Origin of the sequence: Bacillus sp. UNC69MF, assembly GCF_000746035.1 — a bacterium.
Taxonomy (GTDB): domain Bacteria; phylum Bacillota; class Bacilli; order Bacillales; family Bacillaceae; genus Bacillus; species Bacillus velezensis.
In genome coordinates this window covers 233,622-258,032 of sequence record NZ_JQKM01000003.1, presented here as the reverse complement: position 1 = coordinate 258,032, position 24,411 = coordinate 233,622, and the positions used below count along the sequence as shown (strand labels likewise).

Sequence of the window (24,411 nt, the reverse complement as noted above, 5' to 3'; positions counted from 1 at the left end):
CTTTTTTATGAAGGGTCAACCCGTCTGAAGCTGACTCCGGTTTTTTCCTGAAGCACTTGGCATAAAGCGGCAAGCGAATCCTGAACCGGGTAGTTCGCGGCGACAAAAGCACGGCGCGCCTGTTCCGCTTTTTGATATTCTGCGGGGCTTTCGCATATCCGGATTAATTCCTGAGCGAGTGCCTGCGGGTCCTCAAAGACAAATTCTCCAAGTGAGTGATAATAAGGGTATCTGCGGGTTCCCGCTGATTTTCCGATCAGCACGGGCTTTTGAAACAGCATCGCTTCAAGACCGACCGTTGATGTCTGTGTCACCGCAGCGTCAACATACGGGAGAATATCATACAGCTCCATCTCTTTTTTGATGATTTTGCCTGCTTTATATTTCCGCAGCACCTGATTGTAAGCATCCAGCTTGTTTTTGCCGATTTCCCACGGATGCGGTTTAATAATGAGCTGCATGTTCTTTTGGCCGGCAAGCTCTTCAAGCACGCCCGTATAAAATTCATCAGAAAACGGCTGCGTGGCGATCAGCACCGTCCGCTGTGACGGGAAAAAAGAAAGTTTGCGGTAAAACGTGTCCTGATCTATCGGCTCTCTTGAGAAAATCTCGTCGAAACGGGGATGCCCCGTGATGATGATTTGTTCATCCCTGCAGCCTTTTGCTTTATACCACTCCGCTTCATAAGCCCCGAATACGGCCTGATAGTCCGTAAACACGGGCAGAAACGCTTCATCTCCCATGAGCGCTCCGTGCTGAAGACAGATGCTGACGGCGTTTTTTTTCGCGGACATCAGCGCCAGCACACGGCTGTAAATATCCTCCGTCGTGCCGACTACAACGGCGGAAATCTTTTCGGCCGTAAACAAAATATCAATGGCGTCAATCGCTTCAATAAATAAGGGAATGTCTTTATACAAACGTTCCTGAAATTCTCTGTTTCCGAAAGCGGGATGGCTGTGAAGCTCTTTCAAAATGGAATGGGCTTTTTCAATATAAGGGACGGGGTTCCCTTTTTGCCCCATTCCCGTCAGCTCCAATTTGCAGATAACGGGCAGCCCGTAATGGTCAGGCAGACTCCATCTGGCCAGTACCGCTGTTTTTGCCGGATCAAACTGCCGGTAGTTTCCCTCGGTGAACCGAAGATGATCGAAATGCAGAATGACTTTTCCGTTTACCGGTTTCTCATCTGTTTTCTTAATGTTTTGCCTTTTTTGATCATAATATGGCTGTATACCGGCTTCAGGAATATGCTGATCAGCCGGACCGAAAAGCTCTGGGTTCTGCTCCATGCTCTCCCGAAGCGCCGGACTGATATATTGATAAAAATTACTGATCAATGCGAGCGGGATGTCTTTGTAGCGAAGTGACTGAAAAAGGTCAATATACTGCCGGTACAGCACCCAATAATTCGCTAAGTATGCCGACAAGCCCTCACCCCTTTCCAAGCTTTTTTAATGATTCCCTCAGCTCCCGGCACGTGGTCTGCTGCGGAAGGCTGTTCACAAACTCGTTTTTCTCCGCCGCGAAAAGCTGATAATGGATGGATTGATCGGTAATATAATTGATATCAAGCTCCTCAGAAATCGGGTAAAACGGATAAAAATGATTCACTCTCCAGAAGAAACGGGCGTCACCGATCCGGTAAAACGCCGGGCTTTCATCCCAATAGGAACCGAATGCCGATTTGACCTGTTCCAGCACGGAAAACCGGTGCATGACCGAACAATGGTCAATGGCGCACGGCGCGTTCCACACGATCCGTTCGGCGGGCCTGGCCGTCTCCTTCACCGTCTCTTTCCGCTGATTCAGATGATAGGTTTTGGAACTTGAATACACGACGGCTTTTTCCGGGTCTTCATCAAGCTCTTTCACCATTTTCTCAAGCCGTTCCGGCACATACGTGTTGTCGTCGGTCGCATACGTCACGTACTCGCCCTCCGCCATTTCTATTGCCTGATTAATCAAGGCGGCGTAGCGTGTTTTTTCCGTTCTTTCTTTGACGCCCGATACATCGCTTTGATAAAACCGGACGCGGTCATCCGTGAGAAAAGGACGTATTTCCGCCAATGTCGCTTCATTTGAGTTGTCATCCATAATGAACAGCTCAAAGTCCGTAAACGTTTGAGACAGAATACTTTTAATAGAGCGGGCCACATAGTCACTTTTGTTATAGCTCGTCATGATCACTGACACTTTAGGCAACTCGTCACCCCCTTTTCGCACCTGAAACTACCGCTATCATATGTTCCTTATGCGGAAGATGCGCTAGGAATACAGACTATTATGTGAAAAGTCAGCATTGCGCGCACAAAAAAAGCCGGCTCTGATGTCCGGACTCATTGGAGCGTATTTTCTTTTTTCGCATAAATCTTTCTTTGGGCTCATATGGTGGAATAGATAAAAACAGCAGCCGCTCTGTCGGCTGTCTGATACTTGTCAGGAGGTTTCAGCATCAAGAGGTTTTCATCAAAGGAGGAACAATATGAAACCGAAAAAGAATCAATATCAGCAAATGCAGGGGATGGGGATGGGAATGGGAATGGATATGCAAGGATACCAGCCGCAGCTCGGGCCTAATCCTTATCCGCAGCCTCAGGGCCAAGGATCACAAATGATGCCGATGCAGCAGCAAATGACAATGCCGATGCAGCAAGGCCAGCAGAGCTTCGGCGGGGGGTTCCCCGGCCAGCCGCAGCAGCAGGGCGGCGGCAGCTTTCAGATTCCGTCAGGTCCATCATCGTCACAAAACGTTCCCGGCATGCTGCCGATTGAAGAGTCATACATTGAAAATATTCTGCGGTTGAACCGGGGCAAAACAGCGACGATTTATATGACATTTGAAAACAGCAAAGAATGGAATTCAAAGATTTTCCGCGGTGTGATTCAGGCGGCGGGACGTGACCATATCATCATCAGCGATCCGAAAACGGGCACCCGCTATCTGCTTCTGACCATTTACCTTGATTACATCACGTTTGATGAGGAAATCGCTTATACTTATCCGTACTCCATGTCTTCTTATTCTCCGAGATAAATCAAAAAGCCAATCGCTCACTTGACAGAGGATTGGCTTTTTTTCTTTATAAATATTTGACGGCCGCGACGATAATCATAATCCAAGAGATGATAAACGCCACGCCGCCGAGCGGTGTAATCGCGCCGAGAATGGAAATCTGCGTCACGCTCAATACGTACAGGCTTCCTGAAAACAGAACGATGCCCGCAAACATCAGCCAGCCCGCAACAGAAACACTGCCTGCGCCAGAAAGCTTTTCGGCCAAAAACGCGACAGCCAGAAGACCGAGCGCGTGATACATATGATATTGCACGCCTGTGTGCCACACCTGCAAATATTTATCGGGGATTTTCCCTTCAAGCCCATGCGCGCCGAAAGCGCCCAGCGCCACGGCCAATAAAGCGTTAATCGCACCAAGAATAATAAACACTTTCATCTATTTTTCTCCCGCCTTTTCGTTAAAGTTTCCAATTCAATCATAACCCAACATCGGCAAAATTCAACGTCCGCCGTCCGATGACACGAGATTGTCGGATTTTTTCTTTTTGATAAGCTGGATTCGGTCAATCGCTATCGCCAGCAGCGTCCCGAGCACAAGACCGTTGCTTAAGAGCGAAATCAGTATCGGATGCATTCCCGATAACGCGCTCTCCGGCACAAACATCACACCGACTCCCGTCAGGAGCGCCAGACCGATAATGGAACGGATTCGTTTTTGCTCCGCTTTCTCATAAGAGTCAAACTCCGTAAAGGCAAGACCCGCCATCGTGGAGAAAACGACGAAGTTTACCGCAAAGCCGACCGGTGAGGGCAGACTCGCAAACGCATTCATAAATAGCGGGATCATACTGATGATCATGACAAATACACTTCCCAAAAGAAACGGCTTTTTCGAAGGAAGCTTCGTCGTCTCAATAAAACCGGCCGCCCCTGAAATCGGCACAGGCGCAATGCCCCCTGACAGTCCGCTCAAAAGGTGGCTGATCGAAGCCGCAAACCCAGCCGGACGCTCACGCCGTTTCCCGACGGTGCCGCCGAATTTTTTCACCGCCGCTTCTACAACCCGGATGCTCGCGAGCATATTGACAATCAAAAGCACGGTAATGAAAAGTGACGTAATGATCAGGCCGCTGTCAAACACGGGTTTTCCAAACGGAAAAAGAGCCGGCAGCTGAATCACGCGGTCCGGTATTTGAATCGGTTTGGCAGCGCCGAAGACGGCGAATAAGATCCATCCGCCCGCAAGCGAAAGGAGAATCGCATACTGTCTTAAGAACGTAACATTCGATCGGGACATGATGAACATCGCCGCCGTCACAACCATGGCGAGCCCGAATACAAGGCCGTCGACGCTGTTTTTTAAATAGCCGATGCCCAAAAGGCCTTTCACAATCGGCTGACTCAGCTGCATGACCAACAGCAGCAGATACACACCGGTCACAACCGGCGTAAACAGCACGGCCAGCCGTTCAATCACTTTAAAAAGGCTGAACAAAAAGAAAAAGACAGCGCTTAATAACAGCGCCCCCTGCAGCGCCCGCAGCGTCTCGCCGAATGTCGCAAACACCGTGCCAGTCAGTCCGCCGTAAATCGTGTATACGCCCCACCATAAGCCTGCCGGGCTTTCATTAATCGGCAGACGATGTCCCTGGAGACATTGGATGACCGCGGCGACGCCAAGCACAAAAAATGTGCTCTGAATCAATGCGGCAGAATCGGCATGGTTCAAGTGAAATGATTGTGCGATGGCGACAGGAACTACAATCGCAGCCGCAATCATAAATGCCGTCCATTGCAAACCCCCGAGTATCAGTTTCAAGTCAATCAACCTCTCCTGTTAAAAATCGAAAATGGAATCCCCGTTTCCGTCTTCCTCACGTTCGTCTTTCGCTTTTTTCTGATATTGGTTCAGCCCGGCGCTGCCCATCATTTTTTCAAGCAGCAGCGGGTCTGTCGAAGGAGACGCGGAAGGTTTCGGCGCCGCTTTCGGAATCGAATTCTGCACAGGCGCCGGAGCGGTGTGCGTCTGAGTGCCGAGCACGACATCACACAGAGAGCGGATGGCGGCCGCGTGCATTTTGACCTCCTCGGTGCGGGTCGCCGTTTTCGCCTGCCTCAGTTCTTCTTCCATCTTCTGAATCAAAGCAGAGATATGTATGTTCATGAGTAAATCCTCCAGCAGTAATTTGTCTTCTTCCTGCATTTTATCAAATTTCTGAGCGAATCGCAGAATTGAGTTTGTTATTTTTTCTGACGGCATACCGCCCTGAACGCCAAAAAAGGCGCTTTCCGCCAGGCGGAAGCGCCTCAAAAAAAACCGTTTATTGCGGCAGGTCGGGGATGCACCAATCGATCGGCTGCTCCCCCATTTTTTCAAGGGCGGCGTTTGTACGGGAAAACGGTCTGCTCCCGAAAAAACCGTTCCTTGCCGAAAACGGGCTCGGATGAGTCGATTCAATAATAATGTGTTTCGATGTGTCAATGCGCTCTTTTTTCATCTGCGCGTGACGCCCCCATAGGATAAAGACAATCGGCTTCTCTCTTTCATTCACCACATCAATGATGCGGTCAGTGAGCCGCTCCCATCCCTTGCCTTTGTGGGAATTGGCCTGACCGCGGCGAACCGTAAGCACTGTGTTTAACAAAAGCACTCCCTGCTTCGCCCAGCTGACGAGCGATCCATGGTTCGGTACGGAGCAGCCGATATCGTCCTGAAGCTCTATGAAAATATTTTTCAAAGACGGCGGCTGCCTGACCCCGGGCTGAACGGAAAAACTAAGCCCGTGCGCCTGTCCTGGCCCGTGATATGGATCCTGTCCGAGAATGACCGCTTTTACATCCTCATAGGGCGTATAATGCAAGGCGTTAAAAATATCATGGCTGTCAGGATAAATCGTTTGGCTGCTGTATTCTTGTTTCAGCATTTCTCTCAGCTCTTGATAATACGGTTTGTCAAATTCATCTTTCAGCTGATTCCACCAGCTGTCTTTTAAAAGCTGTTTCAAACTGTCCGTCCCCCTTATGAACTGTGCAGTCTTGAATGGACGGGCTTTCCGTCCCACACAATGTCAGTCGGCGCCTCCCGCCTCTTCATGTCCGGCTCTTCAAGAAGAACCGCAAAGTTTTTCGTCGGGAGTTCTCCAAGCCCGTGCTTTTCGCTTAACCGGTCTAAGTACCGCTTCCTTTTGCCGCCGAGATCCGCGGACTGATTGCCGCCTCCCTCAAAAAACGCATATATGACGCTCGCGCAAGGAACACGCTTCACACGGTGCTGTTTCGCGGCGCGCAAATAAAAGTCCCAGTCCCAATAATTATGGACATCCGGATCAAAATACCCCAACGTGTCATGCAGAGAACGCCTGTACATGCTGCCTGACGGAACGTACGTGGAAAATACCCGCATATCCGCATAATCCGCCGTATAGGCGAACGGCTTTCGTGACACCGGGTATCTCGTGCCGCCCCGTTCTTCAAATGACACAATTTCCGCGTCAGAATGGACAAAATCCGCATCAGCAAGTGCAGCCGCCATTCTTTCCAAATGGCCCGGCGTAATGAAATCATCATCATCGCACAGCATGATACAATCACCCGACGCTTTTTTCACACCTGCGTTCCGAGCTTCCACATGTCCGGCATTCTGTTCTAAATCAATAATCTGAATCGGCAGATCGCTGTACAGCTGCTTCGCTTGTTCGACCGATTCCCCGGCATCATTTACAATGATCACTTCATAAGGCTTTATGGTCTGCATGGAAATCGACTCCAGCAGCTCACACAAAGCCGGAATCCGATTATACGTGACTATGACAATTGATATATTCATGATCCGCTCCTTCTGCTTTTTCTCATGTTCTATTAAAACATAAAGCGGCGGAGAGATCAGGGGGGATTTTTGATTTCGGCCCATTCAGAAACAAATCCAGGTCATGCCCGCCAGCAAAACGAGAATGATCAGAAGGTCTCCCCAAACAGTGCATACCGCCTTGGCATTAAGTCTGCCCGCCTCCATGGCGTTCCAAAGTTTTGATTGATAAACAGGCACCAACACCATCGCATAGCTTGTGCACAAGCAGACAAAAGCCGGCGGGACAAGCGCACATCCATCCTCATGCCAATCATGAATCAGTTCCGGTATACTCACCCCGCTGTCAATGTACAAGTATAATATACCCGCCAGCGGAATGAGCGAACTGATCTGCAGCTCGAAAAGTTTCACCTTCCACTCACGCGCAAACGAAACGGCCCAAATCCATCCCAGCGCATAAAATAATAGAAGAAGCAAAATACTGAAAACAACAAAAACAGCGTCTTGCATCCCATTCAGAACCATAATAAAAAGACTCACAACGGGCAATGCAAGAACCAAGCTGCAGACGGTAAATACGGTTACGGCTATTTGGGCGCACGCGCCGTACATCCACGAACCTAATCTCATTTTAACACCCCTATATAGATCCCCTATGTATATAGTGAAAAAGATCAGGCAAGTCTCTGCCTGCCTGCGTAAAAACCTATTTTTCCGCAAAACGGAAAACATACCGTCACAACGGCGCATACTGCCGCAAAACTCGGTGTGACCGCCGAAGGAAACAGCCCAGCCGGAACCAGATTGAACAAGAAGACAAACATAAAACATAGATTCGGCACCATTGAAGCCCATACCGTCCGCTCAGCAAGCTTTTTGCCGCCAGCCCCGAACTCTTTGCCAGCTTGATAGCCGATTTGGAACCATACAGCACATAACCGATCATAATCAGCCACACTGACACGGAAATCCCTTTCCACAGCGCGTCAACAGCGGGATGAATCCTCCACGCGTGCATCATCGTAATCATCGCCCCCATCACAAAAAGACCGCAGTTGCAGAACAGATAAAAGAGCATAAAAGTCCGCGCGGGCACCGCCGAAGCTTTTTGAAAAGCAGAGATAATCTCAGACGGAGTCCCCACTTCCCGCAGAATAAGCTCCATCGCTTCGCTTTCGGTTTTGCCTTTTTCCAGATGATCACAAATGGCATGATGAATATGGCTTTCGATTTCTTTTAATAATTCACGGCTTCCGGACTTGCCCTCGAGCCCTTTTCTGATTTCCTGCACATAAAGGTCCTTATCCATTCTGCCCGCCCCGCTTCAGCATCCGGTCCATCAGAGCAGAGAACAGATTCCATTCCTTCGTCCGTTCGGCTAGAATGTTTTTTCCTTCATCGGTGATCCGGTAATATTTTCGGTCCGGCCCTTTGGTCTGCTTTTCCCAGTAAGAAGAAATATAGCTTTGGCGTTCAAGCTTATGAAGCGATGGGTACAGCGTGCCTTCCTTCATTTGCAGTTCATTCCCGCTTCTTTTCTCCATTTCTTTCACAAGTTCATACCCGTACATGGGCCGTTCATTCAGCAGCGTCAGCACCAGAATGACCGTGCTTCCCTTTACAAGCTCCCTGTTGAGCATTTATTTTCTCACCCTTACCTAGTATTCTTATGTAGGTATTGTACGCACATCCCCCGCGGCTGTCAAATCATTCCTCCAAGCCTTCCGTATTGTGATCGGAAGAAAATCTAACTATAATGAGATATAAAACACTGATGGAGGCCATTGATATGTCAATGCACAAAGCACTTACTATTGCCGGTTCTGATTCCAGCGGCGGCGCGGGAATTCAGGCCGATTTAAAAACATTTCAAGAAAAAAACGTATACGGAATGACGGCTTTGACCGTGATCGTAGCGATGGACCCGGAGAACAGCTGGGATCATCAAGTATTTCCGATCGATGCCGATACGATTCGCGCACAGCTGGCGACGATTGTTGACGGAATCGGCGTAGACGCCATGAAAACGGGAATGCTCCCTACCGTGGAGATCATAGAGCTTGCGGCGAAAACGATTAAAGAAAAACAGCTGAAGAATGTCGTTATCGATCCTGTCATGGTCTGCAAAGGAGCGAACGAAGTACTGTATCCGGAGCATGCCGAAGCGCTTCGCACCCAATTGGCGCCTCTGGCAACCGTCATCACGCCAAACCTGTTTGAAGCAAGCCAGCTGAGCGGTATGGATGAATTAAAAACGGTGGAAGACATGAAAGAAGCGGCCAAGAAAATTCACGAACTCGGCGCGAAATATGTATTGATTACAGGCGGAGGCAAATTGAAACATGAAAAAGCGATCGACGTGCTGTATGACGGAGAAACCGCGGAAGTATTAGAAAGCGAAATGATTGATACACCTTACACGCACGGAGCCGGATGCACATTCTCCGCCGCCGTGACGGCAGAACTGGCCAAAGGCTCTGAAGTGAAGGAAGCCATCTATGCGGCAAAAGAATTTATCACCGCGGCAATCAAAGAATCCTTCCCGCTGAACCAATACATCGGACCGACTAAACATTCGGCGATGCGTCTTAGCGGAAAATAAAATAAATATCCCCCTCATTACCCGAGGGGGATTATTTCATTTTTTTCGCGGATGACCGCAAAAACATCTCAATAGACTGCACAAACAGCGCATATTCCTTCATCTGTTCATATGTATGCATCAGCCGATCACTCCATTCATTGTGCGGCTCAGCTCTCTTGAGCATGCGATTCAGCTGAAGCAATACTTCTTTATATTCTTCCCGCTTATCTTCCACTTGCTCTGCGGCTTTGACAAGTAAACATTTCGGCGTCATCTTCTGATTTTTCAAAACTGAGAAAACAACTCCTTTTATTCCTGGAATCATAGGCTTTCGTTTGAAGAATAGCACAGATGGCATAGGTTTCACATAAGAAAAAAGAACGATTTTCTACAAAAGTGTCCAAATCGAGCCATTTATTTCCGTTTTTCCTGCCGAAGTGACGGTTACGTCATCATTTCCCGGGAAAGGAAAATATCTGGCGCTGAATACCTCTTCTCCATCATTCAAAAACAATTCAATCGAGGATGCATCCAGAAAGAGCTGCACGGAATGCACCTCGCTGATGGCGCAGCTTCTCTTTTCTTTTTCTTCTCCGCTGAAAGCGGTGCGCTCCAGCACAGCCAGCCCCTCTTCCTGATGAAATATAAACCGGGCCGCGCCCCGAATTGAGATTTCAAAACCGGATTCGCAAGTGATGTCCTCCAGCAGCACTTCAGCCCGGGACGCATCTTTCACCGGGAGGCTTACAGACGAGCAATTCAATTGAAGACGGCGCTTTTGTTCATCCGTGCGGCGTGATTTCATTTCCGAAAGCGGGCGCTGTATGATTCTGCCGTTGGACAGTGACAGCTGTCTCGGCATCGTTAAGCAGTGAATCCAGTGATACGCATGTGTCGGATGTTTGTCCTCATGCTGATCCGGAACGCCCATCCACGCGAACAGAATTCTCCGTCCCTTATCATCTTCCAGCGTCTGCGCCGCGTAAAAATCAAATCCTCTGTCAAGCTCCGTAAATTCACCGTGCTTAAATTCTGGCGGCTCTGTATGCAGCCTGCCGAGGAAATAGCCCGCCTGGTGGCTGTTATGATATTCTATCCCGTCGGCTTCAAGCCCCTGCGGACATACGAGCAGCACGTCGGTTCCGTCAAGGGAAAACAGGTCGGGACATTCCCACATATAACCGAATGACCCGAGACCGCCGGAGTCCGCCCCCGCAATCGCACCGAGAAACGTCCAATCCATCAAGTTCTCTGATGTGAACAATACAGCGCTTCCGGTGAGCTTTTCTGTCTGCGCGCCGAGCACCATGTAATACGCTCCGTCTTTCTTCCAAACCTTCGGATCACGGAAATGAGCGGTATAGCCTTCCGGGAGACGCGCGACGACTCCTTTTTTTTCAAATACGATCCCGTCTTCGGATACGGCGAGGCATTGATACGTTTCCCGATTGCCTTCTCCGTCACGGACATTGCCTGTGTACATCAGGCAGAGCCGCCCGTCTTTTTCGATGGCGCTTCCGGAATAGCAGCCGTTTTTGTCATACCACTCACCCGGCGCAAGCGCAATTTCTTCCTCTTTCCACTCAACGAAATCCTTCGTCGTCACATGCGCCCAAAATTTCGCGCCGTGCCCCGTATGAAATGGCTGCCATTGAAAAAACAAGTGATATACGCCGTTCCATTGGATCACGCCGTTCGGATCATTTAAAAGCCCGACCGGCGGCATAATATGATAGTTCTGGCGGTATGGATCTGACGCGGCTGTTTCTCCCCGCTTCTTTTTTGCTTCCTCAGCCTGCAGGCGCAGCTCTTGATCCGGTGTCCTCATTTGACGGCCTCCTTTTCTTTAGCTCCCATAATGTAAGCGGCAATAAACGCCGAGACAGAGGCGATGCCCATTCCGATCAGATAGTTTATAAGATTTCCTAAACCGAGCGGAGCCGTGATGGCAATCATCGGAATTCCGGTCAGACCGTAGGCATTGGCGGCGACACCGGTCACCACGACATAGGCTCCTCCCAGCGCTCCGCCGATCATTCCCGCGATAAACGGCTTGCGGTATCTTAGGTTCACACCGAAAATGACTGGTTCGGTTACACCGAGAAAAGCGGAAAAGGCGGCCGGCAGAGCGATTTCTTTCATTTTCGCTTTTTTCGTCAGGAAAAATACAGCCAGTCCCGCCGCGCCCTGAGCGACATTCGCCATCGACCAGATAGGAAGGATATAGTTTCTGCCCAAATCAGCGATGAGACCGGCCTCAATCGCATGAAAGCTGTGATGCACACCGGTAAGCACAATAAGCGGATAAAGACCGCCGAAAAGCAGTCCGGCAACAATGCCCGCATGATCATACACATATGTCAGCGAGACGGTAATGCCTGATCCGATCGCCCTGCCAAGCGGACCGATTGCGATAAAGGTGATAAATCCTGTGACAATCACCGTGACAAAGGGCGTGACCAATAAATCGAATGCGTGAGGCACAATTTTTCTCGTGCCCTTTTCCACTTTGCTCATAATGTAAACGGCTAACAGTACGGGGATGACCGTCCCTTGGTAGCCGAGCAGCGCAATGTCGAAGCCGAAGAGCTGCATAAAATCAGGCGATGCATCCGCAAGCCCCCACGGATTCAAAAGCGCCGGATGGATCATAATTCCCCCGAGCACGGCACCGAGATAGGCATTACCGCCAAATTCCTTCGCCGCGCTGAACCCGATGAATACGGGCAGGAAGATAAACGCCGCGCTTGAAAACATGTCTAAAAGCTTAAACAGCGATGATTGTTCAGACACCCAGTGAAAAGCCTTCATCATGCCGAGCAGCCCCATTAAAAGTCCGCTTGCCACGATAGCCGGAATGATGGGAACGAATATGTTAGACAGTGTCTTCGCAAATCTTGCGGCCGGATTCAGCTTTTTTTTCGCTGCGTCCTGATGTGTCTCACGATCCTCCCGCCCCAAATCGGCTTCTTTTGAAAAAGCGTCATACACTTTATTCACGAGGCCGGTGCCGAATATAATCTGATATTGCCCCGAGCTGCTGAAAGCCCCTTTTACGCCTTCTATTTCTTCAATGCCGGCCTGGCTGATCTTCTGTTCATCTTGAATGACGAGCCTGAGCCGCGTCGCGCAATGTGTCGCGCTGATGATATTTGATTCCCCTCCGATATGTTTGATAAGCTGTTTTGCCGTTTCTTGATAATTCATGATGTATCCCCCTTTCTAAAATCAAAAAAGACCTAAAATTCGCCAACGAAAAAGGTCAGCATAATCCCTTTTTCATGTACGCAAATTTTAGGTCTTGCCTGCATTACCAGTCACAATCCCGCCGGATTCAGTTTTTTAATGCGCTTTCATTCTATTCCATGATAGCGCTTTCGTCAATATGTTTTCAAAAAAAAAGTCTGTTTCTCGAAACAGACGCGTTATTCCGGGTTTTTTTGCAGACGCTGGACATGCAGCGTGATATAGCCGGCCTCGGATTCCGGCAGCTCCAAATCATATTCAGTTTTTAAAAACGCCGCCAGTTCAAGCGCACACCGATAAGCAAACGGATACTTTTTTTGGATGAAATAAAGCATCTCCTCGTCCATGGAATGGAGTGCTTCATTTGAGTCCAACCGGCTGACCGCATACCGTAAGTGCGTGACGAGGCGCTGATAGGAAATACTGTCTTCATCCACCTTCTGTTCGAAAAAGGATTCGATCTTTTCGATCATTTCTTTGATCATGGTTGTATGCTTCATCGCCGAATACATGCTTTTGGCATCCGCCTTGGCAGTGTGGATATGAAGCGCGATATACCCCGCCTCATCATCAGGCAATGATATACCGAGGGTTTGTTTCACGTGTTCAACCGCCCAGCGGCCGATCTCATATTCTTTTTTATAAAGCGCCTTAATTTCATGAAGCAATCGGTTATGCACCTGAAGGCCGTTTTGAATCCTTTCGATCGCAAAGGATAAATGGTCCGCCAGCGCAATGTGGATGTGATCGCTCAAAGGTGCCGCAAGCTCTCCCTCCGCATGGCTGATGATATCTTCAGCCGCCTCTATATGCTCTTCGGGAAGCGTTTCTAACACTTGTTTGAACTTTTCATTTTCGTCGTGCACGACAAATATTTTTTCAATTTTATGTTTTTGAATCACATCATTTTTTCTCTTTTGAAAAGCGATTCCGGGACCCATTACGATCTTTTCCCGTCCGTCTTCTTTTATTAACGCCGCATTGTTATTTAATACTTTGTCTATTCTCAAGAGGTTCGCTCCCGTTCATATGTTTAGTGGGATTGTACCCTCTTTTTCATATGATGTAAAGGTGCCGGACCCGCGCGCTCCCGTTTCGGCAATTCTTTGCGGACAGGCATCCATCGGTTTTTATCCAGCCTGCCGCGGGCCGATTTCGTTTCATCGGTCAAATCCACCGATCGGACACGGCTCACAAACGAAAAAGCCCCAGCCGTCCGCTTCGCTTTCTTATGATAAGCCACTTGGTTTCCGTACACGGCGGCTAATGGATATCTTCCGTTACCCGGCGCCATCCAGTTCATCAGAAAGACCATCCACACCCGTAAAGATACTAGCAAACGTTTCATTGCAAATCATCCCTCCGCTTCTTTTTGACAGACAGCTTGTTCGCAGGCCTGTTTTTCTCTCCGCTTTAACGGAAAAGGCGGCCGATCCTTCTCCGCTAAAAACTAGCGGGTCTAGCAACCCTATGACTCTATGATAGACGCGGCCGGGCGAATTGTTTGTCACAATATGAGTGAAAAAACAAACTAGTTTTCAGAAGTTTTGTTGAAAGCTGATGGAAATGACCTGAAAAATGGAAAAGCCGATAAAAAAAATTATACACACCTTATCCCTTGGTTAAGCACAGCTTAAACACAGGGCATATCCACATATCCACAAACTCGATCTATATTTTGTATAGGAACACTCGTTCCCAACAATATATATACACAAATTTATTCAGTTATACACAGGATTCTGTGTATAACTCCCTCCTTATTCACAGACCAATTTCCATAAATGAGTCATATGACACAAGGATTATTTTGAATTTTCAAGAAATATATACTAGATTTCTAATTTAGATAAAGAAAAAGGGGGAAACACGATTGAAAAAAGGAATCATCCGTTATCTGCTTCCGGCTTTTGTCTTATCCTTTACCTTATCCACAAGTTCACAGGCTGCGCCGGCTTCAAAACCGCAAACTCCTGATCTTGAGAAGGCTGAGGTGTTCGGTGACATTGATATGACCACCGGCAAACAAACGACAGTCATCGTGGAGCTGAAGGAAAAGTCACTGGCGGAAGCAAAGGAACTCGGCAAAGCACAGACAAAAAGCAAGCTGAAAAGCGAACGCGCAAAAGTGAAAAAGAAAGCGCTCAAAACCATTAAACACGGAAAAATCAACAGGGAATATGAGCAAGTGTTTTCCGGCTTCTCCATGAAACTCCCGGCAAATGAAATCCCCAAACTGCTGAGTGATCAGGATGTCAAAGCGGTTTATCCGAATGTCACCTATCATACCGATCAGCTCAAAGATAAAGACATCACCCTATCTAAGGATGCCGTGTCTCCGCAGATGGATGACAGCGCGCCTTATATAGGGGCAAATGACGCGTGGAAGCTCGGCTATACGGGTAAAGGCGTCAAGGTTGCCATTATTGACACCGGTGTCGAATATAAACACCCTGACTTAAAGAAAAATTTCGGACAATATAAAGGATACGATTTTGTGGATAACGATTACGATCCTGAAGAAACGCCGTCCGGTGATCCGAGAGGCGCGTCGACTGACCACGGAACCCATGTCGCGGGCACGGTAGCGGCAAACGGAACGATTAAAGGCGTTGCGCCGGATGCTACACTCCTTGCCTACCGTGTGCTCGGTCCGGGCGGAAGCGGAACAACGGAGAACGTCATCGCCGGCATCGAACGCGCGGTACAGGACGGAGCGGATGTCATGAACCTTTCTCTCGGCAATTCTGTGAATAACCCAGACTGGGCGACAAGCACGGCGCTTGACTGGGCGATGTCAGAAGGCGTCACGGCCGTTACATCAAACGGAAACAGCGGACCGAACAATTGGACCGTCGGCTCTCCGGGAACGTCCAGAGAAGCCATCTCCGTCGGAGCGACCCAGCTGCCGCTGAACGAGTACGCCGTGTCCTTCGGTTCCTATTCCTCAGCGAAAGTAATGGGCTACAACAAAGAAGATGACATAAAAGCACTGAATAAAAAAGAAACAGAGCTCATAGAGGCGGGGATCGGCGAGCAAAAGGATTTTGAAGGCAAAGATCTGAAAGGAAAAGTCGCGGTCGTCAAACGGGGCAGCATCGCCTTTGTGGATAAAGCAGACAACGCCAAAAAAGCGGGCGCGATCGGTATGGTTGTGTATAACAATGCCCCGGGAGAAATTGAAGCCAACGTACCGGGCATGTCCGTGCCGACGATTAAGCTTTCATCAGAAGACGGCGAAAAACTCGTCAGCCAATTAAAAGCGGGCGGCACAAAAGCGACATTCAATTTATCCGTGGCTAAATCGCTCACTGAACAAATGGCAGACTTTTCGTCACGCGGTCCGGTTATGGACACGTGGATGATTAAACCTGACGTCTCCGCTCCCGGCGTAAACATCGTCAGCACCATTCCGACCCATGATCCGGCCGACCCGTACGGCTACGGATCGAAGCAGGGAACGAGCATGGCTTCCCCGCATGTAGCCGGCGCAGCTGCCGTCATCAAGCAGGCCAAACCGAAATGGAGCCCGGAACAAATAAAAGCCGCTCTCATGAACACGGCGGAAACCTTAACGGACGCGGACGGTGACGTATACCCGCATAATGCGCAAGGTGCCGGAAGCATCAGAATCATGAAGGCGATCAAAGCAGACTCCCTTGTCGCCCCGGGAAGTTATTCTTACGGAACGTTTATGAAAGACAAAGGCAATGAAACGAAAAAAGAAACCTTTACGATTGAAAATCAATCGTCCATCAGAAAATCATATCAGCTCGAGTACTCTTTCAACGGCACGGGCATTACCGTTTCGGGCACAGACCGGGTCGTGATCCCCGCTCATCAAACCGGAAAGGTCAATGCGAAAGTAAAGGTCAATGCCAAAAAAGTAAAGGCAGGCACCTATGAGGGAACCGTCACAGTGCGTGAAGGCGGAAAAACAGTCGCAAAAGTGCCGACGCTGCTGATTGTAAAAGAGCCGGACTATCCGCGCGTGACGTCAATCGACGTGCAGGACGGCACAACGCAGGGAACCTACCAAATTGAAACCTATCTTCCGGCGGGAGCCGAAGAGCTTGCCTTCCTTGTATATGACAGCAATCTTGACTTTGTCGGCCAAGCCGGCATCTACAAAAAGCAGGATAAAGGCTATCAATATTTCGACTGGAACGGCAAAGTCAATGGTGACACCGCACTGCCGGCAGGAGAATATTATATGCTGGCCTATGCCGCGAACAAAGGGAAATCAAGCCAGGTGCTGACTGAAAAACCTTTTATCATTGAATAACCGAACAACCCTGCTGGAGCATCAGCAGGGTTTCTTTCTGATCATTCGGCAAAAGCTTCACGAAGCAGCCGGTATGACTGAAGTTTATCTTCAAAATGATGAGTAATGGTTACAGCCATCACTTCTTCCGTTCCGTATGCTTTACTGAGAGCCAGAATCTGTTCTTTCACTTGTTGCTTCGTTCCGATGATCATTCGATTCCGATTATCGGCAATTCGTCTTTGCTCATACGGTGTGTACGTATTGCCGCGGACGGTTTCGTAAGACGGTACGCCGTGAAGCGGAATCCCCTGTTCACCCGCAAGCAGCGTATAATCCATGACGGCCGCGAGTTCCTCCGCTTTCTCCTCCGTGTCCGCGCACAGCACAAACACCGCCACGGCTGTGTTTGGTTCTTTTCCTAATACAGAAGGTTTAAATCTGCGCTTATATTGTGCTGTCGTGCTTTCTCCGCCTTCTCCATTAATAAAGTGAGCAAACATATAGCCTGCTCCCATTTCTGCGCTCAGAAGCGCGCTTTCCCCCGAAGAACCGAGAAGCCAGACTTCCGGCGCCGTCTTAATAAGGGGTGATGCGGTCAGATTCGGAAAACGGTGATTGTCGTCGGCTGCATCATGCAAATACATCGCCAGCTCACGAAGCTGCTGCGGATATTGATCAGCGTTACGCTTCCCGCCGTCATTCAGCGCCCATGATGCGATCGGCATTCCGCCCGGCGCTCTCCCTAATCCGAGATCGATTCTGCCCGGCGTCAACCCTTCAAGCACGCGGAAATTCTCCGCCACCTTATATGCGCTGTAATGCGGAAGCATGACACCGCCCGAGCCTACACGAATCTCATTCGTTTTCGCCGCAATATGGCTGATCAGCACTTCAGGGCTTGAACCCGCCAACCGCTCTGAAAAATGATGCTCTGACACCCAAAACCTCTTATATCCGAGCTTTTCCGCCTCCTGCGCCAGTCTTACTGTATTCCGCAGAGCACTTTCCGCGGAACTCCCTTCTGATACAGGAGATTGATCTAATATGCTTAATGAAATCATCACTGTCACCTCATCAACATCGTACCACTGCTAAGCCGTTTTTTCTTTCTGCATGCTTATAAGCATCCCTGATGATAAACATTTATATACCTTGTTCCATTTTGTCGAAATATGTTACACGTGAAACATAAAAACCTCTCCCGGTCAGGAGAGGTTTTTTCTTAATTCTTTTGAAAACCTTTATCTTTTACATATTGATTTAAATAGGTTCTCGGTTTTTGTTTCATGAACTGCAGGATTTGATCAGACCACGTTTCAACCCGCTTGCCGTTTGTCCGTTTATCATAATAAGCGGAAATGGTTTCATCATATTCCTTCATATAACTGCGGAAGTGTTCTTCATTCGTATCGTACGTGTTTTCATGATATACGGCTTGTTTCGGCAGGCGCGGCTTTTGACCGGACGGATGAGCGGGATGACCGACTACCAAGCCGAACAGCGGCAGCACATGGTCAGGCGTTCCAAGCACTTCCGTCACCTGATCAAGTTCATTTCGAATGCCTCCGATATAACAAATGCCAAGTCCCATTGATTCCGCGGCAACACTTACGTTTTGTGCGGCAAGTGCGGCATCAATGACGCTGACCATAAACATTTCTGTATTCTCAAGAAGCTCGGTAATGTTTTCGCCTTTTTCCTCAGCAAGTTTTTTATGACGGTACAAATCAGCGCAAAACACAAACAAGTGCCCATTATTCTCGACGTAAGGCTGGTTTCCGGCCAGTGCCGCCAGCTTCCGCTTTTTCTCCTTATCGGTTACGCCGATGATGGAGTAAGCCTGCACGTAACTGGACGTTGACGCCGCCTGGGCGCTTTTCACTAATGTATCTATCTCTTCTGCTGTCAGAAGCTCGTCAGTAAATGATCGGATCGACCGATGATTAAGTATGGTTTCGATGGTATTGTTCATATAAAAGCCTCCTTCTTTCTATATCATATCCGAAAGGGAATCATGTCAAAAGCGAAATGCTCTAAACAAAAAAAGACAGCCCGAAAAACGAGCCGTCTCACATTAAGAATTGAACAAGTAGCTTTTATATTTCGTCAGCTGCACACTTGCGTTATATACGATCCCGAAGCTGATTAATGTAGAAAGCACCGAGCTCCCCCCATAGCTGACAAACAGCAGCGGAATACCGGTAACCGGCATAATGCCGATATTCATCCCGATGTTCTGGAAGGTGTGAATCACGATAAGTGCAGTAAATCCTACGCAAAAAAACGCGCCAAATCGGTTAAACGCATGCAAGCGGTCAATCAGCACCACAAGTCTGTAAATTAAAAAGAAAAACATGACAACCGCAATGGCGCAGCCTAAAAATCCAAAACTTTCACCCAAAATCGCAAAGATAAAGTCGGTCTGTCCCTCAGGTACGTACACCTTCAGATTATGAACGCCGTTTCCGGTAATGCCGCCCGATCCGATCGCCATAACGGCCTGATCCACCTGCCAGCTTTTATCGCTCTCTGCCTGAGTCGTTGCCGCACTGGAGTCAGACATCCACGATGTAATCCGGTTAATTTGATAATCCGCAATGCCGATTGAATTCGCCACATGGGGAAATTCAATCACCAGCACTAAGAAAAGGCCAAGCACAAGCGCGGCCGAACCGCCGATGATGGTGATCAGCTTCCAGTTCACACCCGACATAAACACCATCACCATAACGATGAACAGACAGATCGCACCCGTTCCGGCATCCTGCAAAACGATCATCCCGATCGGAATAACCGTCCATGCCGCAATTTTCAAAAGCAGATTCACATCTTCCCGAAGTGACCTTTGATCCTTCGGGCCCGCCTTCGATATAATGGACGCGACCATCATCATAATTCCTATTTTCGTGAACTCAGAGGGCTGGAGGGTAAAGCTGCCGATTTTAAACCAGCTCTTCGCTCCGTTTTTAATCGGCGCGATGGATTCCGGCGCCACACGTAAAAGGAGCAGCGACAGCACGCCGGCAATTAACACGTACAGACTCAGTTTTTCAAGCTGCTCTAAATCAAAATACATGATACTGACCATGAGACCGGCTCCGATGACATAAAAGACGATCTGTCTCATCCAGGCATCACTTCCGTACTGCCCGAACTGTCCGGCCGCATAAATCGCCGCAACACTAATTATTAAAAACACACCAAATATAAAAATCAAATCCCCCTGATAATAGGGATTTTGCTGTTTCTTATATCGACTCATTCTATCCCGCCTTACATTTTCATCGGAAGTCACTATTGTTTATTATACATGAACACCGTTCAAGAAAACATGATGAGGTTGCTTCCTTTTTATTTTTTACGGTTTGGGGACTACACGACATATGACGTGTCAGAAAAGGAAATGTTTCGGTCATGATGAAACTTTTCCGATAAAAAACCCCTTCTCGTCAGAAAAGGGGTTTCAGCCTATGTTTAACGTCATAAACAAGCTGTTCGGGTCCTCTTTATAATGTGCAAACGGATCACAATATTGAAACCCGGCTTTTTCATACAGGCGTCTGGCGGGGAGAAAAGCCTCCATAGAACTGGTTTCTAAGCTGATCCGCTGATAGCCCCGCCGCCTTGCTTCTTCAAGCATATGGCGGAGGATCCGGTTGGCAACGCCTTTTCTGACATGATGCGGAGAGGTTTTCATTGATTTGATCTCACCGTGCCGGCTGTTTAGCTCCTTTAAGGCACCGCAGCCGAGCAGGATGCCGTTTTCCCTCGCACTCCAAAACGTAACGTCAGGCTGACGCAGCCGGTCCGCATTGAGCGCATGTATACTTTCCGGAGGAGAATGCATGGTCATGCTCTTCAGATGATCCTGCAAAAGCGCAAAGACATCCGGCGCTGTGACATCTTCTTTCCTTACGTCCACTTCAAACCACCCTTGCTGTGCATATTTTCTTTGACCATAGCAAAGGTTCACAGCCTGCGCCATTCCATTGTCCGGAAATGTGACAGGGTATTTGGCCTTTCCGGTTTCTTGTACCTATCCAAAAATGAGGCAATAGTTGCAATACATTTCTCGAAAAAGCGGTATCAAAAATTGGAAAACATGGTATAATAATTGTAACAAAATGTTCAAAAAACGACCACAAAACAGACACATTTTATTCTCTGTATTTCATTTTGGAAACGCTCCCATAAAATGAAAGGAGACATGTAAGATGGACATGTTTTTTGCTTATTTACTGGTCGCAAGCGCAACACCCCTCTTTATCTGGCTGGATAACAAAAAAGTCGCTCTTTCGGCCATACCGCCAATTATTCTCATGTGGGTTTTCTTCTACTTTTACGCAACCAGCAGCCTATCCCCTCTCGGCCACACACTTATGATCATCCTGTTTGCCGTCAACGTCATCGTTGCCCATATCGCCGCCTTTATCATTTACGGCCTTCCGCGACTGCGCCGGAGAAGAAGCCAATAAAGGCACAAAAAACCCTCTTCGCATAAACGAAGAGGGTTTCTTTTTATTCCTGATGTTCGGAATGATGCTTCGCACCGCCAGGAGGGTTTCCATCCATATGGTCACCGTGATGGTAGTGCGCCGCAAAGATCCAGATGGAACCAAGGATGATAACAATCGCTCCGAAAAATCCGAAGAGCGTGTTTCCGACTTGAATTCCGCCGTTTTCGCTTTCTGTCATGTGCATGAACATGAGAAGCTGAAGACCGGCTTGGATAAATGCGAATCCGAAAATGATCCAGAGTTTTGCTGATGAGCTTAAATCCGTATATACCGCAACCCAAAGGGCCAGCAGGGTCAGAATAATAGACAACGCAAAACCTACGATATGCTTCCACGGAAAGTGGCTGTGTTCAGCAGATTTGTTTGCCATATTATAGTCCCCCCAATCCGATGAGATAGACGCCTGTAAAGATGAAGATCCAAACAACGTCTAAGAAGTGCCAGTATAAACTTGAGATAAAGATTTTTGAAGACGTCTGCGGCGTTAATCCGCGTTTCTTCAATTGCAGTAAGATGCCGGCAATCCAGAAGATACCGATCGTTACGTGCGTTCCGTGCGTTCCCAGAAGGACGAAGAATCCAGACCAGAAAGCACTTGTACCGAGAGATGCTCCTTCATGTACATAGTGGATGAACTCGTTAAGCTCACATCCGACGAAGCCCGCGCCAAGAAGAAGCGTAATGATCGTCCAAATGACGACGCCTTTTAAACTTCCGCGACGCATTTCATGAACAGCGATCCCGCAGGTGAAACTGCTGATCAGAAGCAGGAATGTCATGATCATGACAAGCTTCACTTCAAATAATTCAGCCGGTAAGACTCCTCCTGCTGTTCTTCTTTGAAGAACGAAGAAGGTTGCAAATAGTGTTGAGAACAACACAATCTCTGCCCCTAAAAAGATCCAAAACCCGAGAATATTGAGTCTGCCGGTTTCAGATTGATATTCCATAGGCGCGTTAGAATTGCCGTGTTCTGCATGTTCCATAAATCACGCCTCCTTTATTCGGAAATCTTTCTTTCCGTCTCTTTTATTTCTTCAACAGGTATATAGTAGCCATTGTCATATTCAAATGAACGAAGCACCATGCAAAGCAGAATGCCGATCAAGCCGACAATGCCCATCCAGAACCATTCAAATACAAGTCCGAAGCCTGCAATACCGAACGCCACTGACATAATAAGCGGTCTTCCGGAGTTGTGCGGCATATGGATTTTCTTGAACTTGCTTTCCGGATGAATATCCGTTTTGTCTTCTTTCAATTGCAGGTACGCATCTTGAGATTTCACTTCAGGAAGCACCGCAAAGTTGTAATGCGGCGGAATCGCAGATGAAGTCGCCCACTCAAGCGTACGTCCCACGCCCCATGAATCTCCGCTGATCTCGCGAGTAGAGTAGCGGAAGCTGTAGTAGATGTTGTAACAAAGGATTAAGAATCCGACACCCATCATGAAGGCTCCGACAGTTGAAATAAAGTTCAATGCAGTCCATCCGTCATTCGGTCCGTATGTGTAAATACGGCGAGGCATACCTTGCAGCCCCAAGAAGTATTGAGGGAAGAAACATACATTAAATCCGATCATAAAGATCCAGAAGAACCATTTTCCGATTCTTTCGTTCAGCTTGTGACCGAACATTTTCGGATACCAGAAAATAAATCCTGCGAAACATGCAAATACCGTACCCGCGATCAGCACATAGTGGAAGTGAGATACGAGGAAGTACGTATTATGGTATTGATAATCCGCTGCAGCCATCGCAAGCATAACCCCTGTTACCCCGCCGACAACGAAGTTCGGGATGAACGCGAGCGCCCACAGCATCGGTGTTGTAAAACTGATTCGGCCTTTATACATCGTAAAGAGCCAGTTAAAGATTTTAACCCCGGTCGGAACCGAAATCGCCATCGTTGTAATCGAGAAGAAAGAGTTAACAGACGCACTGTTCCCCATTGTGAAGAAGTGGTGAGTCCATACAAGGAAACTCAGGACGGAAATGGCGATAATTGAGCCGACCATCGCTTTGTAACCGAATAACTGCTTTCTTGCAAACGCTGAAATAATTTCAGAGAAAATACCGAATGCCGGTAAGATAACGATATATACTTCAGGGTGTCCCCAAATCCAGAACAAGTTAGCCCAAAGCATCGGCATACCGCCGGCTTCCAGCGTGAAAAAGTGAGCGCCGAACAAACGGTCAAATGATAACAGCGCCAATGCCACTGTCAAAACAGGGAAGGCGAATACGATAATAACCATTGTAATCAGCGTCGTCCATGTGAACATCGGCATACGCATCAGCGTCATGCCTTTCGTACGCATTTTCAGGATCGTCACCATAAAGTTGATACCCGTCATCAGCGTACCGATACCGGCAATCTGAAGACCGAGCAGGTAGAAGTTCTCACCAGGCCCGGGACTCATGTCGTTGCTTGCCAGCGGCATGTAACTCGTCCAGCCTGCGTTCGGAGAACCTCCGATAACGAAAGAAATATTGAATAGCATCGCACCTACGAAGAACGTCCAGAAACTCAGGTTGTTCAAGTAAGGGAATGCTACGTCGCGCGCACCGATCTGCAAAGGTACGACAACGTTAATCAGACCGATTAAAAACGGCATCGCCATGAAGATAATCATGATCGTACCGTGAGTCGTAAAGATCTCATTATAGTGGTTTGAGTCTAAAAAACTGTTATTAGGAAGCGCTAACTGGGCGCGCATCATCAAGCCGTCGACCCCGCCGCGGAACAGCATGATAACAGCAGAGATAATGTACATGATTCCAAGTTTCTTATGGTCTACAGACGTCAGCCATTCAGACCAGAGCCATTTCCACTTTTTGAAGTATGTGAGTACAACGATGATAGCGATAGTGGAAAGCGCAATGGAAACTTGTGCGCCCAGAATTAATGGGTCACCTGTTACAAAAAATTCATCCCATCTCAATTTCATTCGGGCTTCCTCCTTTCTTG

General features: G+C 48.3%; 25 protein-coding genes and 1 pseudogene. 4 read left to right on the top strand and 22 right to left on the bottom strand.

The window, feature by feature from the left end:
- Nucleotides 1-5 precede the first annotated feature (5 nt).
- Together BR62_RS0101245 and BR62_RS0101240 are read right to left on the bottom strand one after the other, a co-directional pair.
- Nucleotides 6-1,430, bottom strand: a complete 1,425-nt coding sequence (locus BR62_RS0101245) for a capsular polysaccharide export protein, LipB/KpsS family (protein ID WP_032869409.1) — start codon at nucleotides 1,428-1,430, stop codon at nucleotides 6-8.
- Nucleotides 1,431-1,434: 4 nt separating this feature from the next.
- Nucleotides 1,435-2,205 carry a glycosyltransferase family 2 protein gene (locus tag BR62_RS0101240; protein WP_003150972.1) on the bottom strand — a complete coding sequence of 257 codons (771 nt, stop codon included), beginning with the start codon at nucleotides 2,203-2,205 and terminating at the stop codon, nucleotides 1,435-1,437.
- Between the two features lie 280 nt (nucleotides 2,206-2,485).
- Between BR62_RS0101240 and gerQ the strand changes: the two genes are divergently transcribed.
- A complete protein-coding gene (gerQ, locus tag BR62_RS0101235; protein ID WP_007407693.1) occupies nucleotides 2,486-3,037 on the top strand; it encodes a spore coat protein GerQ in 552 nt (183 codons plus the stop codon).
- Between the two features lie 46 nt (nucleotides 3,038-3,083).
- Here gerQ and BR62_RS0101230 read toward each other — a convergent pair whose 3' ends face one another.
- From BR62_RS0101230 to BR62_RS0101195, 8 genes and pseudogenes are all read right to left on the bottom strand, one after another.
- Entirely contained in the window at nucleotides 3,084-3,455 is a 372-nt protein-coding gene (locus BR62_RS0101230) for a DUF423 domain-containing protein (RefSeq protein WP_003150969.1), read from the bottom strand.
- 63 nt (nucleotides 3,456-3,518) lie between these two features.
- Entirely contained in the window at nucleotides 3,519-4,838 is a 1,320-nt protein-coding gene (locus BR62_RS0101225) for a purine/pyrimidine permease (RefSeq protein WP_021494757.1), read from the bottom strand.
- Between the two features lie 18 nt (nucleotides 4,839-4,856).
- Nucleotides 4,857-5,279, bottom strand: a complete 423-nt coding sequence (locus tag BR62_RS0101220; RefSeq protein ID WP_032869856.1) for a YwdI family protein — start codon at nucleotides 5,277-5,279, stop codon at nucleotides 4,857-4,859.
- A gap of 61 nt (nucleotides 5,280-5,340) precedes the next feature.
- On the bottom strand, nucleotides 5,341-6,024 hold the full coding sequence (locus BR62_RS0101215) for a uracil-DNA glycosylase (RefSeq protein WP_012118732.1): 684 nt from the start codon (nucleotides 6,022-6,024) through the stop codon (nucleotides 5,341-5,343).
- Between the two features lie 14 nt (nucleotides 6,025-6,038).
- Nucleotides 6,039-6,845 carry a glycosyltransferase family 2 protein gene (locus BR62_RS0101210; protein WP_007407698.1) on the bottom strand — a complete coding sequence of 269 codons (807 nt, stop codon included), beginning with the start codon at nucleotides 6,843-6,845 and terminating at the stop codon, nucleotides 6,039-6,041.
- A gap of 84 nt (nucleotides 6,846-6,929) precedes the next feature.
- Nucleotides 6,930-7,457, bottom strand: coding sequence for a hypothetical protein (locus BR62_RS0101205; protein ID WP_007407699.1), 528 nt, complete (start codon nucleotides 7,455-7,457; stop codon nucleotides 6,930-6,932).
- Between the two features lie 44 nt (nucleotides 7,458-7,501).
- Nucleotides 7,502-8,136: pseudogene (locus BR62_RS0101200) on the bottom strand (permease prefix domain 1-containing protein).
- A complete protein-coding gene (locus tag BR62_RS0101195; RefSeq protein ID WP_003150960.1) occupies nucleotides 8,129-8,467 on the bottom strand; it encodes a PadR family transcriptional regulator in 339 nt (112 codons plus the stop codon). Before BR62_RS0101195 ends, BR62_RS0101200 begins: the two are co-directional and overlap by 8 nt.
- Nucleotides 8,468-8,616: 149 nt before the next feature.
- Between BR62_RS0101195 and BR62_RS0101190 the strand changes: the two genes are divergently transcribed.
- The gene (locus tag BR62_RS0101190) at nucleotides 8,617-9,429 is read left to right on the top strand and encodes a bifunctional hydroxymethylpyrimidine kinase/phosphomethylpyrimidine kinase (protein WP_007407701.1); all 813 of its coding nucleotides are present in this window, start codon (nucleotides 8,617-8,619) and stop codon (nucleotides 9,427-9,429) included.
- A 31-nt stretch (nucleotides 9,430-9,460) separates the two neighbouring features.
- Here the strand turns inward: BR62_RS0101190 and BR62_RS0101185 are convergent, their stop codons facing one another.
- The 5 genes from BR62_RS0101185 to BR62_RS0101165 all read right to left on the bottom strand — a co-directional run bounded on the left by BR62_RS0101185 (nucleotide 9,461) and on the right by BR62_RS0101165 (nucleotide 14,005).
- Entirely contained in the window at nucleotides 9,461-9,736 is a 276-nt protein-coding gene (locus BR62_RS0101185) for a hypothetical protein (protein WP_042635591.1), read from the bottom strand.
- A 63-nt stretch (nucleotides 9,737-9,799) separates the two neighbouring features.
- Nucleotides 9,800-11,239, bottom strand: coding sequence for a sucrose-6-phosphate hydrolase (locus BR62_RS0101180; RefSeq protein ID WP_032869407.1), 1,440 nt, complete (start codon nucleotides 11,237-11,239; stop codon nucleotides 9,800-9,802).
- Nucleotides 11,236-12,618, bottom strand: coding sequence for a sucrose-specific PTS transporter subunit IIBC (locus tag BR62_RS0101175; RefSeq protein WP_007614557.1), 1,383 nt, complete (start codon nucleotides 12,616-12,618; stop codon nucleotides 11,236-11,238). The genes BR62_RS0101180 and BR62_RS0101175 overlap by 4 nt, the downstream gene beginning before the upstream one ends.
- A gap of 218 nt (nucleotides 12,619-12,836) precedes the next feature.
- Complete coding sequence (locus tag BR62_RS0101170; RefSeq protein ID WP_007407705.1) at nucleotides 12,837-13,667, bottom strand: PRD domain-containing protein; 831 nt, start codon at nucleotides 13,665-13,667, stop codon at nucleotides 12,837-12,839.
- A 23-nt stretch (nucleotides 13,668-13,690) separates the two neighbouring features.
- Nucleotides 13,691-14,005, bottom strand: coding sequence for a hypothetical protein (locus BR62_RS0101165; RefSeq protein WP_032869405.1), 315 nt, complete (start codon nucleotides 14,003-14,005; stop codon nucleotides 13,691-13,693).
- A 525-nt stretch (nucleotides 14,006-14,530) separates the two neighbouring features.
- On the opposite strand from BR62_RS0101165, the gene BR62_RS0101160 reads away from it, so the two are divergent.
- On the top strand, nucleotides 14,531-16,942 hold the full coding sequence (locus BR62_RS0101160) for a S8 family peptidase (RefSeq protein WP_015240814.1): 2,412 nt from the start codon (nucleotides 14,531-14,533) through the stop codon (nucleotides 16,940-16,942).
- Between the two features lie 41 nt (nucleotides 16,943-16,983).
- Here the strand turns inward: BR62_RS0101160 and BR62_RS0101155 are convergent, their stop codons facing one another.
- The 4 genes from BR62_RS0101155 to BR62_RS0101140 all read right to left on the bottom strand — a co-directional run bounded on the left by BR62_RS0101155 (nucleotide 16,984) and on the right by BR62_RS0101140 (nucleotide 20,846).
- Nucleotides 16,984-17,985, bottom strand: a complete 1,002-nt coding sequence (locus BR62_RS0101155) for an LLM class flavin-dependent oxidoreductase (RefSeq protein ID WP_032869403.1) — start codon at nucleotides 17,983-17,985, stop codon at nucleotides 16,984-16,986.
- A gap of 161 nt (nucleotides 17,986-18,146) precedes the next feature.
- Entirely contained in the window at nucleotides 18,147-18,896 is a 750-nt protein-coding gene (gene nfsA / locus BR62_RS0101150; RefSeq protein ID WP_007407708.1) for an oxygen-insensitive NADPH nitroreductase, read from the bottom strand.
- 102 nt (nucleotides 18,897-18,998) lie between these two features.
- Entirely contained in the window at nucleotides 18,999-20,186 is a 1,188-nt protein-coding gene (locus tag BR62_RS0101145; RefSeq protein WP_007614568.1) for an FtsW/RodA/SpoVE family cell cycle protein, read from the bottom strand.
- 201 nt (nucleotides 20,187-20,387) lie between these two features.
- On the bottom strand, nucleotides 20,388-20,846 hold the full coding sequence (locus BR62_RS0101140; RefSeq protein WP_032869401.1) for a GNAT family N-acetyltransferase: 459 nt from the start codon (nucleotides 20,844-20,846) through the stop codon (nucleotides 20,388-20,390).
- Between the two features lie 292 nt (nucleotides 20,847-21,138).
- On the opposite strand from BR62_RS0101140, the gene ywcE reads away from it, so the two are divergent.
- Nucleotides 21,139-21,399 carry a spore morphogenesis/germination protein YwcE gene (ywcE, locus tag BR62_RS0101135; RefSeq protein WP_003150937.1) on the top strand — a complete coding sequence of 87 codons (261 nt, stop codon included), beginning with the start codon at nucleotides 21,139-21,141 and terminating at the stop codon, nucleotides 21,397-21,399.
- Nucleotides 21,400-21,442: 43 nt separating this feature from the next.
- Here the strand turns inward: ywcE and qoxD are convergent, their stop codons facing one another.
- From qoxD to qoxB, 3 genes are read right to left on the bottom strand one after another with little or no spacing between them, the layout of a single operon-like run.
- Nucleotides 21,443-21,811: a cytochrome aa3 quinol oxidase subunit IV gene (gene qoxD / locus BR62_RS0101130; protein WP_007614576.1), complete on the bottom strand. Its 369-nt coding sequence runs from the start codon at nucleotides 21,809-21,811 to the stop codon at nucleotides 21,443-21,445.
- A gap of 1 nt (nucleotide 21,812) precedes the next feature.
- Nucleotides 21,813-22,427: a cytochrome aa3 quinol oxidase subunit III gene (gene qoxC / locus BR62_RS0101125; RefSeq protein WP_003150930.1), complete on the bottom strand. Its 615-nt coding sequence runs from the start codon at nucleotides 22,425-22,427 to the stop codon at nucleotides 21,813-21,815.
- A gap of 14 nt (nucleotides 22,428-22,441) precedes the next feature.
- Entirely contained in the window at nucleotides 22,442-24,391 is a 1,950-nt protein-coding gene (gene qoxB, locus BR62_RS0101120) for a cytochrome aa3 quinol oxidase subunit I (protein ID WP_012118743.1), read from the bottom strand.
- Nucleotides 24,392-24,411 lie beyond the last annotated feature (20 nt).